Source organism: Sorangium sp. So ce119, from assembly GCF_051524405.1.
GTDB classification, from domain to species: Bacteria; Myxococcota_A; Polyangia; order Polyangiales; family Polyangiaceae; genus Sorangium; species Sorangium cellulosum_G.
Genome location: NZ_CP150310.1, coordinates 6,856,828 through 6,868,582, shown reverse-complemented (window position 1 = coordinate 6,868,582; position 11,755 = coordinate 6,856,828). Strand labels below are relative to the sequence as shown.

Here is an 11,755-nt window from a genome sequence, read left to right as displayed (position 1 = left end):
ACATCGCCGGAGAAAATCGCCGGACCGAAGAAAGGACATAACGGCAACTTCGGATGATCGCGTGGTCACCCATGCGTTCCCGGAATATTCCACTGGGACGGTGGATGACATCGGTGTAAATCGCCGCAGCAGCCGGGGGACCGGGGGTGAGCCACGGCTCGGCTCGGTCGCAGGCCAGGAGCCGGAAGCGAGCCCTCTGCGGCGAGATCACGTGAGCAGAGGGCACATGCAGAGGGCGCGAGCACCGGGGACGCGGGGAGATCCCGAGCGGCTGCCGGGCCGTCGCGCGCTCCTCGCCGGCGTGGGGGCGACCGCGGGCCTGCTGCTGCTCGGCTGTCGCGGCGAACCGGTCGACGTGCGCGATCAGGCCGCGATCGCGGCCGGCGGCAGCCGGGGTTACGCCGGCCCGGCGATCGATCTCGCGTTCTGGACGGGCTTCACCGGGGGCGACCGGCCGCCGATGGAGCGGCTCGTCGAGCGGTTCAACCGCGAGCACGACAACATCACGGTGCGGATGAGCGTGACCCGCTGGGGCGACTTCTATCAGAAGCTCCCCGCCGCGGTCGACAGCGGCAATGGCCCCGACGTGGCCGTCATGCACGCGGACCAGCTCGCCACGGCGGCGGCCCACCGCACCCTCGTCCCGCTCGACGAGGTGACCGACGCGCTCGGCCTCGGCGCCGGCGACTTCTCCCGGACGCTCTGGGACGCCGGCGTCTACCGGGGCCGCCGCTACGGCATTCCCCTCGATGTGCACCCCCTCGGCCTCTATTACAACCGCGCCGTGCTGGCCGACGCAGGCCTCGGCGACGCCGCGCTGCCGCGCTCCCGGCGCGACTACATGGCGGTGCTCGAGCAGCTCAAGCAGCGGGGGATCCAGGGATCGTGGGTGTCGCCGGTCCTGTTCACCGGAGGGCTGATGTTCCAGTCGCTCCTGTGGCAGGCCGGCGGAGAGCTGTTCTCGGAGGACGGCGCCCGGGCCACCTTCAACTCCGAGGCCGGCGTCGAGGCGCTGGGCTTCATGCTCGAGCTGATCCAGCGGGGGTACAGCCCGCGCGACGTCGGCCAGGACGCGGACAGCGTCGCCTTCACCAACAACCGGAACGCGTTCATCTGGAACGGTATCTGGATGATCAACGTCTACCGCGCGATTCCCGGGCTCGAGTGGGGCGTCCTCCCGGTGCCCACGATCGGCGCGCAGCGGGCGGTCTGGGGCAACTCGCACAACCTCGTTCTCCCGCGCCAGCCCTCGTCCGGCCAGGGCCGCCTCCAGGCGTCGGTGGTCTTCGTCGACTGGCTGAGCCGGCATTCGCTCGAGTGGGCGAAGGCCGGCATGGTGCCTGCCCGGCGCGAGGCCCGCGAGAGCGCCGCGTTCCGGCGCATGACCGAACAGGCGATCTTCGCCGAGCAGATCCCGGTGGTCCGCTTCCCGCCGGCGATCGCCGGCATCGACTCGGTGCGCGCGTCGACCCTCGATCTCGCGGTGAACGAGGCCGTGCTGCTGAGGTCCGCGCCGAGAGAGGCCCTGAACCGCGCCGCCCGCGAGGCCGACGCGCTGCTCTCGCACAACCTGAGGAAGTTCGGGAGGGCGCTGTGACAACGGTCGACGTACCCCTCGTGGAGCCCGGCCGCGTCGCGGCGGACGGCGGCGCGCCGCGCGCTGCTCCTGGCGTGGGCCGGCTGCGGCGCGACGCCGCGCGCCCGGGGCGGTGGGCTCCCTACCTGTTCCTCGCGCCGTACCTCGCGCTGTTCGGCCTCTTCGTCGTGGTGCCGATCGTGCTCGGCGTGTGGCTCAGCCTCCACGACTGGGACCCGTTCCTGCCGACCAGGCCGTGGGTCGGTCTCGACAACTATGCTGACCTGTTCCGGTCCGGCTCGCCGATCCGCGGCAATTTCTGGCGCGCGCTGCGGGCCACGGCGCTCTTCACGGCGCTGAGCGTGCCTGTCCTGGTGACGCTCCCGCTGCTGCTCGCCCTCGCGCTCAACCAGCGCTTCCCGGGCCGCTCGTTCTTCCGGGCGATGTTCTTCGCGCCCTACGTGCTCGGCGTGGCGGTCGTGGCGCTCATGTGGCGGCTCCTGCTCGACCCGCACATCGGCGTGCTCAATCACCTGCTCGGGAAGATGGGTTTGCCCTCGGACACGGGCTGGACCACGGCGGTCCCGTGGGTGTGGGTCTCGCTGGTGGGGATGACGGTGTGGTGGACCCTCGGGTACAACGCGGTGATCTACCTCGCCGGTCTGCAGAACATCCACCACGAGCTCTACGACGCCGCGCGCATCGACGGCGCGACCCGCTGGCAGCAGTTCCGCCACGTCACCGTCCCGGGGCTCAGGCCGGTGTTCGTGTTCGTCGTGACGATGACCGTGCTCGCGTCGGCCAACATGTTCGGGCAGGCGTACCTGGTCACCGGGGGCGGGCCGGGCAGCGAGACCCGCACGACCATCATGTACATCGCCGAGGAGGGGTTCCGGAACTTCCGGCTCGGCACCGCGGCGGCCATGAGCTACGTCCAGGCCTTCTTGCTCGCGCTCGTCAACCTCGGCATGTTCCTCCTGTTCTTCGGCCGTCGCAGGGGCGAGGAGCTCCAGTGAGCGATCAGCCGTCCGCGCTGCTCGCCGGGAGCAGCCCTGTCCGCCGGTGGAAGGTGGGGAGGGCCCTTTCGTATGCCGCGCTGATCGCGCTCACGGTGGTTTACCTCGCGCCGGTGATCTGGATGGCGCTCACCTCGTTGAAGTCGACGCACGAGGCGACGGCGATGCCGCCCACGCTGCTCCCCGCGCGGGCGACGGTGGAGAGCTACGAGGCGCTCGCGGGCGCGAGCGCGCAGGCACCTGTGTTCCGCTGGTTCCTGAACAGCGTCCTCGCTGCGGTGGCCCACGCGCTGCTCGTGCTCGCCACGGCGGCCCCGGCGGCCTACGCGCTCGCGCGCATGGAGTTCCGCGGCAAGCGGCTCGTGCTCGCGGCGATCGTCTCCACCCTGTTCATCCCGCCGATCGTGTTCCTGCCGTCGAACTACCTGATCGTCAGGGCCTTCGGCTGGCTCGACAGCCTCCCGGCGCTCGTCGTGCCGCCGGCCGCCTCGGCGTTCGGCGTGTTCTTCCTGCGGCAGTTCTTCCTCGACCTCCCGCGGGAGCTCGAGGAGGCGGCGGCGCTCGACGGCGCGAGCCGGCCGGTCGTGTTCTGGAAAATCGTGCTGCCGCTGTCGAAGCCGGCGCTGGCCACGCTGGCGGTGCTCAGCCTGCTGAGCAACTGGAACGACTTTCTCTGGCCCATCTACGTGCTGTTCAACCCGGACAAGCTCACGCTGTCGCCCGGCCTCGCGCTGCTGCAAGGGGCGCACGCCACCGATTACGCGCTCGTCACGGCCGGCGCGATGGTGGCGAGCGTCCCGATCCTCGCGGTGTTCATCGCGGCGCAGCGGTACGTGATCGAGGGAGTCGCCCGCACCGGCATCAAAGGGTGATCGGCGCGCGGGGCGCGACGACGTGGGCGCGACGACGCGGGGCGCAACGACGAGAAACGCCTTGAAATGCCGCGCAACGTGAGCGCGACGGCGACGCGGCGGAATGGACATTTCCTGTCCGCGCACGTCCTCGACGTCGCTTGACCAGGAGTCGCTCTCGGGGGAAACTCTCGGTCCACCGCGGCTGGCGGCGCCCCCTGCGCGCGGCCTCGCGCCGCGTTGTGACGGCTCGTCCCTGGTTTCATGAGAGAAGAAACCACAGCGGCACAGAGGGCACAGAGGAGCGAAAGAAAAACTCTGGTTCCTCTGTGTTCTCTTTGTCTCTGTGGCTCGTCTCCGTCTCCATCGGAGCCGGGGGCGAGCCCGGGCGACGCGGTAGACAGACGCCGCGAATCGCCTGTTGCCACGGACGACTGGCGTGCTCTTGGCTTATCTTTTCTTCACCCTTGCCCTGGTGGATGGATGACCATCGTCTTCTTCTGGTTCCTTCAGCGCGGCCTCCGCGCGAGCTCGGCCATGAGGCCGAAGATCTCGAGCAGGCCGGGCGGCGCGAGCTCTCCTCCGCTGAACTCGCGGTAGAGCGTGTGCACGTTCACCGCGATGCGCTCGGCGTCGCTCCAGCTCGCGTAGTCGCCGAGCGCGATGTCGCGGGCGGCGTCGGCCGGGGACATGCCGGCGTCGTAGCGGCGCCGCGCCTCGTCGCGGATGTACACGAGGTAGTCGCGGACGGCGCGCACGCCGTCCCGATCCGTGATGGGGCCGTGTCCGGGCACGATGACGTCGACGTCGGCCGCGAGGATCGTATCGCAAGCCTTGATCCAGTTGCCCACCGGCCCTGCCCACAGGATCGGCGTCACGTCGATGAAGAGGACGTCGCCGGTGTAGATCACGCGATCCGCGGGCACGTGCACCAGCAGATCGCCGTTCGTGTGCGAGGGGCCGACCTCGAGGAGGCGGACCTCCTTGGCCCCGACCGTGAGCGTCAGCTCTCCGTCGAAGACCCGGGTGGGCGCGGTGGGGGCGATGCCGTCGAAATCGAAGGCGCCGAAGCAATGGAGGAGGTAATCGCCCAGCGCGCCGGCGGCGCCGCTGCGCGCCTGCCGCATGATCGCGGCGAGCATCGGCGCGGGGACCTCGTCCATCTCGGCGGCGCTGGCGCGCGTGGCGACGATCGTCGCGCCGGCGACGAGCGCGTTGCCGTAGCAATGGTCGCCGTTCGCGTGGGTGTTCACGACCGTGCCTATCTGCGCCGCGGCGGGGGTCGCCGCGCGCATGGCGTCGAGCATCTCGCGCGTGCGCTTCAGGTCGAAGAGCGTGTCGACGAGCAGCGCCTCGCCGTCCGAGGTGACGAGGCCCGCGTTGCTGAGCCCCCAGGTGCCCGCCGGCTGGAGATAGGCAAAGCAGCCGTTGCCCACGTCGTGCAGCCCCTGTTCATACCGCCATCCGGCCATGGATACCCCCTCGTGCCCGAGCGCCCCATGGCGCGTTTACGGGCCTCGGAGCGTAGGTCATCCGCCGACCGCTCTGGAATCGAAATCGGCCCGTCCGACGGCGCCGTTGGCGCGTGCGGGCGCGGCGCGCGCGGGGCGCGAGGCGGGCGTGCGTGGCGCGAGAGGGGGAGGGCGAGGGGGCCGCGTACTCTTCGCGAGCGCTGCTACCAGGCGTAGGCCTCCGGCGCCTCGCCGCCGGGGCCCGGGAAGATATCGTCGAGGCGCTTCATGTGCTCCGGCGTCAGCTTGATCTCGAGCGCGCGCAGGCTGCCGTCGAGCTGCTCGGCGGTGCGCGGACCGATGATGGGCGACGTCACGACGGGGTTCTGGAGCAGCCACGAGAGGGCCACGTCGGCCGGCTTCTCGCCGAGATCGGCGCAGAACGCCTCGTAGGCCTCCAGCCTGGGGCGCGCCTTCTCGATGCGCGCCTGCGCGTCCGGGGACGCGCGCCGGCCCTCGCGCGCCTTCTGGAGGGCGCCGCCGAGCAGGCCGCCGGCGAGCGGGCTCCAGGGCAGGACGCCGAGCCCGAACGCGCGGCATGCGGGGAGGACCTCCAGCTCGACGGTGCGCGCGTTGAGGTTGTACAGGCTCTGCTCGGACACGAGGCCGAGGAAGTGGCGCTGCGCGGCGAGGCCGTTCGCCTGCGCGATCTGCCAGCCGGCGAAGTTGCTGCTGCCCACGTAGAGGACCTTGCCCTCGCGGACGAGCTGCTCCATCGCCTGCCAGATCTCGTCCCAGGGCGTCTCCCGGTCGATGTGGTGCATCTGGTAGAGATCGATATGGTCCGTCTGCATGCGGCGCAGGCTCCCCTCGCAGGCGCGCCGGATGTGATAGGCCGAGAGGCGCCGGTCGTTCGGCCCCTCGCCCATGAGGCCGTAGACCTTCGTGGCGAGGACGATGCGGTCCCGCCGCTCGCCGCCCTGGGCGAGCCAGCGGCCGACGATCTGCTCGGTGATCCCCTCTCCCCGCTTCCGGCCGTACACATTGGCCGTGTCGAAGAAGTTGATCCCGTGCTCGAGGGCCCGGTCCATGATCGCGAAGCTGTCCTGCTCGCTGGTCTCCGGACCGAAGTTCATCGTGCCGAGGCAGAGTGGGCTGACCTTCAGGCCAGTGCGTCCGAGATTGCGGTAGTTCATGGCGACCGGAGGGTAGCAAAGCGGCCCGCCAGGGCGCCATCTGCGGATGCTGAACGCGCGGTAAGGTTTCGCCGGAGCCGCGCGCCCCGGAGCCGGCCCGACGGGCGAGGGATCCGGGCGCGCGGCCAGCGCGGGAGAGCCGCGCCGGCGCGGGAGCGGCTTCCTTGATGCGCTGCCGTGCTTCACCTACGCTCTTTTCCGAGGGGCGAGGAGACGACCATGTGGCAGCACGAGGACACGGAGATCCAGCACGCGGAGGACGTCCACGACGAGGCGCGGGGGATGCGCGGCGTCCGGTTCACGATCGATATCGGCCACATCGACCCGCTCGACGCCGCCGCCCTGTGGTGGGATCAGCACGGCCAGGCGCGGGAGCTCTTCCCCGGCACCGCGTGCACGATGCAATCGGGATCGTACCGGGAGCCGACCTTCGTCCTCAGGACGAGCGTGGATCTGCCGGGCATCGGGGCCTTCATGCAGACGGCGCGGTACTCGGCGCAGCGGGACTCGTCCGATGCCGTCGTCATCAGCGCCGATGTGTTCGAGGAGAACATGCTCTGGTCTCGAGGGCTCGTGACGTCCCGCTTCTCGCCGGGCTCCGGCGGGACGACGCAGCTCGAGGTGACGAGCCTGTACGCGCCGCGGGTGCCGATAACGATCCTGAACCAGGCGTCGTTCGCCGCGGCCCGCGCGCACCAGCGGCGCTACCTCTCGGGGCGGCGCCCGACGGCCGAGGAGCGGGAGCAGTTCCTGGCGGCGATCGGCGCCGGGTAGCGCGCGGGGAGGGGAGCGCGGCTCAGGCGCGGCGCTGGCGGCGAGGCGGTGACGGCGGCTCGGCGCGCGGCGTGGCGGCGGCGAGCACCGCGGCCTCGTGCGCGGCGAAGCGCTGCTGGAGGAAGTCGACGAACAGCCGCGCCCGGGCGGGCAGGAAGCGCCGGCTCGGATAGAGGACGTTCACGGCCGAGCTCGGCGCGGGCAGGTCGGTCAGCAGCGGCACGAGGCGCCCGGCGTCGATGTCCGCGGCGACGTCCCAGATCGACTTGAAGGCCAGTCCGTGGCCCGCGACGGCCCAGTCGCGCACCAGGTCGCCGCTGTCGGCCACGAGCCGGCCGGAGGGGCGGACGGTGTGGAGCCCCTGCGGGGTGCGGAAGGTCCACGAGAGCGGGCGCATGCCCGGGCGCTGCAGCACGATGCACGCGTGGTCGTCGAGGTCCGCGGGCGCGCGCGGCCACCCGCGCCGCGCGAGGTAGGCCGGCGCGGCGCAGAGCACGCGGCGGCTCCGGGCGAGCCGGCGCGAGACGAGGCGCGAGTCGGCCAGCGCGCCGATGCGCACGGCCACGTCGACGCCGGCCTCGAGCAGGTCCACGACGCGGTCCGACAGGCTCACGCGCACGCGGAGCTGCGGGTGCGCCGCCGCGAAGTCGGCCGCGGCCGGCCCGATCCACTGCCGGCCGAGGTCCACCGGCGCCGACACGTGCAGCAGGCCGCGCGCCTCGGCCTGGCCGGCGGACACAGCGAGCTCGGCCTCGCTCACGTCGGCGAGGATGGCGACGCAGCGCTCGTGGTACGTCGCGCCCTCGCCGGTGAGCGTGAGGCGCCGCGAGCTGCGCTGGAGCAGGCGCACGCCGAGCGCCGTCTCCAGCCGCGTCATGCGCTTGCTCGCCACGGCCGGCGAGAACCCGAGCTCGCGCCCCGCCGCCGAGAGGCTGCCGCTCGCGACGGCGCAAACGAACAGCCGCATGTCCTCGAGCTCGACCATCGCCCGCTCCCGACGCGGATCCGACCTCGATCGGCCGCGAGGCGCGCAGGGTAGCGGCGAGGCCGGTCATCTTCAACTTTTTCGAAAAGCTGGTTCGGCGATCGCGGCCGTTCTCATCCATGATGGAAAAGATCAAGGTGGTCCTGTGGCCGCGCCGGGGCGGGTCCCGGGTCCAGCAGGACTTCGGCCTCGCGCTCCCGCGCTGCCGCCAGCGCTCTGCCGTTCCGAGCGTGCGCGCTGGCCGGCCGCTCAACCGCGTCATCCCAGGGAGACATGTCATGAGAAATCCTGTCTTGATCAGCGCCCTTTCCCTCTCGCTCTTCGCCGCCGCGAGCGCCTGCTACGTGCAGGGCGCCGGCGCGGAGGACCTGCCCGCGCCGCGGTCGACGGTCGTCGACGCGAGCCTCCCGAGGGCGCAGGCCGACGCGGAGATCCTCGCGGCGCGGCGCTTTTATGCCTTCTGGAACACCGGCGACACGGCCTATCTCGACGCGGCGATCGCGCCGAGCTTCACCGACCGCACCTTGCCCAGGGGGCGCCCGCAGGGCCCGCCCGGGCCGGCGTTCGCGTCCAAGAGCTTCCGCGCGGCCGTGCCGGACCTGAGCTGCGAGGTGGAGCAGCTCCTCGTCGCCGGCGATCGCGTGGTGGCGCACCTGCGCTTCCGGGGCCACTTCACGGGCACCTTCGGCGACAGGAAGGGCGCCGGGCAGGCCGTGGACTTCATCGCCACCGACATCCTGCGCGTGCAGGACGGCCGCATCACCGACAACTGGCACATCGAGGACAACCTGACGCTGTTCCAGCAACTCGGCGTGGTGCCGCAATAACGGGCGCTGGGCGGGCGGAGGGCCTCCGGATCGAGGAGGAGCAGATCTTGAGATCGCCGCCGGCGGAGGATACCGCGCTGGACCCGGCGGCGCCGCACTGATACGGCGCTGCCCAGGGGCATTGCTGGTCCAAGAGAGATGGAACCACAGAGGCACAGAGGGCACAGAGGAGAGAGAGAGAAGAGAGCTATTTTCTCTCCTCTGTGCCCTCTGTGCCTCTGTGGTTCAAATTCTTCCCCGATGTGCGCTACACGGCCGCCGCGTCGGGGAAAGAGTTCTTCCGGATCGAGCTTGATGAGCTCGCGGTCACTGTCGAGAAATGCCACGGTGAGATCGAATTTGCTCGGATCGCTGAAGCAAAAGAGTATCGGCAAACGCTGGCCAAGCGGCAGGCGCAAGAAGCTGCCAAACCGGCCGGCGCCCCACTGACACCCGCACCTTCGCAGGTCGAGCAGGTGGCGGCGTACGCGGCGCTCTAGGGACTTGTCGCGCTCGGTGGCGGCCGGCCGCCGTTTCCGTCGGGGCCCCGTGAGCCGCCGCAGCCTACACTGCTTCGCATGTCTGCCTCCTCGCCCGCGCTTCCCGTCGCGACCGACCCCGGCGTGCTGGTCGAGCGCGCCCGCCGGCTCGCGGCGCTCGTGCTCGCTCCGGCGGCGAACGCCACGGATCAGGCCGAGGTGGTCCCCCGCGAGCACCTGCGCGCGCTCGCGGACGCCGGTCTCCTCGGGATCGCGACGCCCGCGCGCCACGGCGGCCACGGCGCCCCGGCGCGGGTCGCGCGCGAGGTCCTGGAGATCCTCGCCGGCGCCTGCGGGGTGACCGCGTTCGTCCAGATGCAGCACGCCACCGCCGCGTGCCCGCTGATCGCGCGCGGCGACAACGAGGCGCTCAAGGAGCGCGTCCTGCCGCGCCTCGCCGCCGGCGAGCGCTTCTGCACGGTGGGCTTCTCGCACGTCCGCCGCCCGGGCCCGCCGATGGTCCGGGTCGAGCCCGACGGCGACCACGTTCGCCTCCACGGCACCGTGCCGTGGTTGACCGGCCACGGGATCGCCGACGACGCGGTGATCGCCGGCGCGCTCCCCGACGGCCGCCTGACGTACGTGCTGACGTCGCTGCAGGCCGGGGAGTCCATCGAGGTGTCGCCGCCGCTCCGCCTGAGCGCGATGAACGCCTCGGCCACGGTGTCGCTGACGCTGCGCGATCTGCGCGTCGGCCCCGAGCAGGTGATCGCCACCGTGACGCGCGAGCAGCAGGCCGCCCGCGACGTGGCGGGCCTGCTGACGCCGTCGGCGCTCTCCCTGGGCGCGGCCGGCGCCGCCGCCGCCCTGCTCGCGGATCTGGCCGAGCGCCGCGGCAGCGCGCACCTGGCCGGCGCCGCGCGGGCCTTCGACGACGAGAGGGAGGCCGCCCGCGCCGAGGTCGACGACTGGGCGGAACGGCCGGACGCGGAGGGGTATGGCGAGCACGCGGTCCGCATCCGCGCCTGGTGCATCGATCTGGGCGTGCGGGCCGCGCACGCGGCGGTCGCCGCGACGGGCGGCAGCGTCAACCTGCAGGATCATGCCGCGCAGCGCCTCTTCCGCGAGGCGATGCTGTATTCGCTCACGGCCCAGACGCGCGACCTGCAGGCAGCGACGGTGCAGCGGCTGCTCGATCGAGGCGGCGGCGCGATGGACCGCGCGCGGCTGTGAGGGCGGATCCGGGGATGAACGACTCAGGTTGAGCAACTCGACCCAGGTTGGGGGACCCGACCCAGGTTGGGGGTATCCACCATCCGCCATGGCGCCGCCACCTGCCCGAGGCGCGCGCCTCGTCCCAGTTCCCTTGGTTTCAGCCTTCTGATCCCCTGGTACGCGATCTGCCATGGGCGCGGCGCATGGGAGACGCCGACATCACCTTGCGCCACCTCGCCCGAAGGCGCCCCGGGGACCTGGTACGCGCCTTCGTCCCCGAGGGCCACCCCATCGAGGTCCTCGGCTGGGTCGACAGCCAGGTCACGAACATCGAGCGCCGCCTCGACAAGGCCCTTCGCCTGCGCATCGACGGCGAGCCGCGGGTGCTGCACGTCGAGTTCTGCTTCGCGCTCCGCGACGACGTTCCGGATCGCGTCTTCGCGTACCTCGGCTTCCTGTTCGCCGCGCTCCGCCTCGAGGCCCCCGGTGCGCCGGTGCCACCGATCGAGAGCGTCGCCGTGGTCCTGTCGGGTCGCAAACGACGCTTGCCGGCGACAGGTAAGCGCCGCATCGCCTGGCCGGGGCGGCCGTTCAGCGGCGCGCACTTCCGCGTCGATGCCGTCTACCAGCGCACAATCAAGGAGCTGCGGGCGCGCGGCAGCGTGCTCTGGCTGGTGTTCGCGCCGCTCGCGCGCGACGCGACGGCTGCGGCGCTGCGGGAGGTCGTCGCGGAGATCCACGCCGGAGCGGCGAGCGCCGAGGAGCGGGCCGAGCTGTACACGGCGCTGCTGGTGATGGCGACCATCGATCCCTGGGGGCATACTCTGCTGAAGGAGCTCGTCATGATGGTGGAGGACAAGGAAGAGGGGCTGCTCCGGCGCACGCCGATCATCGGGGAGATGATCATCGAGGCCGAGCAACGCGGGGAGAAGTCGATAGCGGAGCTGCTCGGTCGCCTCTTCACGCGGCGGCTCGGGAGGCGCCCGACGCCCGACGAGGCGCGCTCAATGGTCGAGCGAGCCCGCGCGATCGGCCCGGGCGAGGTCGCGGATGCGTTGCTCGATCTCGAGGGCGAGGCGCTGGTTCGCTGGCTCGCGGAGCCGATTCCCCCCTCGTGAGCCGCCGCCTGTCTCCTGCGCCCGCCGCGCGGCCAGCCCAGCGCCCGCGCCGCTCGCCCCGACCCATGCTTGCGATGACTCGAGGCGAGCGGGCGGTCAGCTCGATACGCGAGCACCTCGACGCCTGACGCGAGCGCGCGCGCCAGGTGGACGACCAGGTTGAGCGGTGAGCGACTCGACCCAGGTTGGGGGACCTGACCCAGGTTGGGGGTATCCCTCAGGCATCCCCTCAAAATCTTTGGAAATTGAACAGGGAGGCGGGGAGACGGGGAGGGAAATCTTCAAATT

11 protein-coding genes are annotated in these 11,755 nt (G+C 71.5%); 8 read left to right on the top strand and 3 right to left on the bottom strand.

Annotation, left to right across the window (positions count from 1 at the left end; genetic code table 11):
* The first annotated feature begins 226 nt into the window (after positions 1–226).
* From WME76_RS25830 to WME76_RS25820, 3 genes are read left to right on the top strand one after another with little or no spacing between them, the layout of a single operon-like run.
* Positions 227–1,597, top strand: a complete 1,371-nt coding sequence (locus WME76_RS25830; RefSeq protein ID WP_437954941.1) for an ABC transporter substrate-binding protein — start codon at positions 227–229, stop codon at positions 1,595–1,597.
* Positions 1,594–2,592 carry a carbohydrate ABC transporter permease gene (locus WME76_RS25825; RefSeq protein ID WP_437954940.1) on the top strand — a complete coding sequence of 333 codons (999 nt, stop codon included), beginning with the start codon at positions 1,594–1,596 and terminating at the stop codon, positions 2,590–2,592. Before WME76_RS25830 ends, WME76_RS25825 begins: the two co-directional genes overlap by 4 nt.
* Positions 2,589–3,464 (top strand): carbohydrate ABC transporter permease, encoded by an 876-nt coding sequence (locus WME76_RS25820; protein WP_437954939.1) that lies wholly within the window; start codon positions 2,589–2,591, stop codon positions 3,462–3,464. Before WME76_RS25825 ends, WME76_RS25820 begins: the two co-directional genes overlap by 4 nt.
* A 488-nt stretch (positions 3,465–3,952) precedes the next feature.
* Here WME76_RS25820 and WME76_RS25815 read toward each other — a convergent pair whose 3' ends face one another.
* Both WME76_RS25815 and WME76_RS25810 read right to left on the bottom strand, forming a co-directional pair.
* Positions 3,953–4,915 (bottom strand): MBL fold metallo-hydrolase, encoded by a 963-nt coding sequence (locus WME76_RS25815; protein ID WP_437954938.1) that lies wholly within the window; start codon positions 4,913–4,915, stop codon positions 3,953–3,955.
* Between the two features lie 203 nt (positions 4,916–5,118).
* Positions 5,119–6,090, bottom strand: coding sequence for an aldo/keto reductase (locus WME76_RS25810; RefSeq protein WP_437954937.1), 972 nt, complete (start codon positions 6,088–6,090; stop codon positions 5,119–5,121).
* 219 nt (positions 6,091–6,309) lie between these two features.
* Here WME76_RS25810 and WME76_RS25805 point away from each other — a divergent pair, with 219 nt between their 5' ends.
* Complete coding sequence (locus tag WME76_RS25805; protein WP_437954936.1) at positions 6,310–6,864, top strand: hypothetical protein; 555 nt, start codon at positions 6,310–6,312, stop codon at positions 6,862–6,864.
* Between the two features lie 22 nt (positions 6,865–6,886).
* Here the strand turns inward: WME76_RS25805 and WME76_RS25800 are convergent, their stop codons facing one another.
* Positions 6,887–7,849 carry a LysR family transcriptional regulator gene (locus WME76_RS25800; RefSeq protein WP_437954935.1) on the bottom strand — a complete coding sequence of 321 codons (963 nt, stop codon included), beginning with the start codon at positions 7,847–7,849 and terminating at the stop codon, positions 6,887–6,889.
* 278 nt (positions 7,850–8,127) lie between these two features.
* On the opposite strand from WME76_RS25800, the gene WME76_RS25795 reads away from it, so the two are divergent.
* The 4 genes from WME76_RS25795 (at position 8,128) to WME76_RS25780 (ending at position 11,467) form a co-directional block, all read left to right on the top strand.
* Positions 8,128–8,676 carry an ester cyclase gene (locus WME76_RS25795; RefSeq protein ID WP_437954934.1) on the top strand — a complete coding sequence of 183 codons (549 nt, stop codon included), beginning with the start codon at positions 8,128–8,130 and terminating at the stop codon, positions 8,674–8,676.
* 212 nt (positions 8,677–8,888) lie between these two features.
* Complete coding sequence (locus WME76_RS25790; RefSeq protein ID WP_437954933.1) at positions 8,889–9,155, top strand: hypothetical protein; 267 nt, start codon at positions 8,889–8,891, stop codon at positions 9,153–9,155.
* 78 nt (positions 9,156–9,233) lie between these two features.
* Positions 9,234–10,367, top strand: coding sequence for an acyl-CoA dehydrogenase family protein (locus WME76_RS25785; protein WP_437954932.1), 1,134 nt, complete (start codon positions 9,234–9,236; stop codon positions 10,365–10,367).
* Between the two features lie 185 nt (positions 10,368–10,552).
* On the top strand, positions 10,553–11,467 hold the full coding sequence (locus WME76_RS25780; protein WP_437954931.1) for a hypothetical protein: 915 nt from the start codon (positions 10,553–10,555) through the stop codon (positions 11,465–11,467).
* The last annotated feature ends 288 nt before the right edge of the window (positions 11,468–11,755 follow it).

What these genes read in the sequence shown, in the direction of transcription:
- WME76_RS25830 (WP_437954941.1), top strand. Translation starts at nt 227, where the DNA reads ATGCAGAGGGCGCGAGCACCGGGGACGCGGGGAGATCCCGAGCGGCTG.
- WME76_RS25815 (WP_437954938.1), bottom strand. Translation starts at nt 4,915, where the DNA reads ATGGCCGGATGGCGGTATGAACAGGGGCTGCACGACGTGGGCAACGGC.
- WME76_RS25810 (WP_437954937.1), bottom strand. Translation starts at nt 6,090, where the DNA reads ATGAACTACCGCAATCTCGGACGCACTGGCCTGAAGGTCAGCCCACTC.
- WME76_RS25805 (WP_437954936.1), top strand. Translation starts at nt 6,310, where the DNA reads ATGTGGCAGCACGAGGACACGGAGATCCAGCACGCGGAGGACGTCCAC.
- WME76_RS25800 (WP_437954935.1), bottom strand. Translation starts at nt 7,849, where the DNA reads ATGGTCGAGCTCGAGGACATGCGGCTGTTCGTTTGCGCCGTCGCGAGC.
- WME76_RS25795 (WP_437954934.1), top strand. Translation starts at nt 8,128, where the DNA reads ATGAGAAATCCTGTCTTGATCAGCGCCCTTTCCCTCTCGCTCTTCGCC.
- WME76_RS25785 (WP_437954932.1), top strand. Translation starts at nt 9,234, where the DNA reads ATGTCTGCCTCCTCGCCCGCGCTTCCCGTCGCGACCGACCCCGGCGTG.
- WME76_RS25780 (WP_437954931.1), top strand. Translation starts at nt 10,553, where the DNA reads ATGGGAGACGCCGACATCACCTTGCGCCACCTCGCCCGAAGGCGCCCC.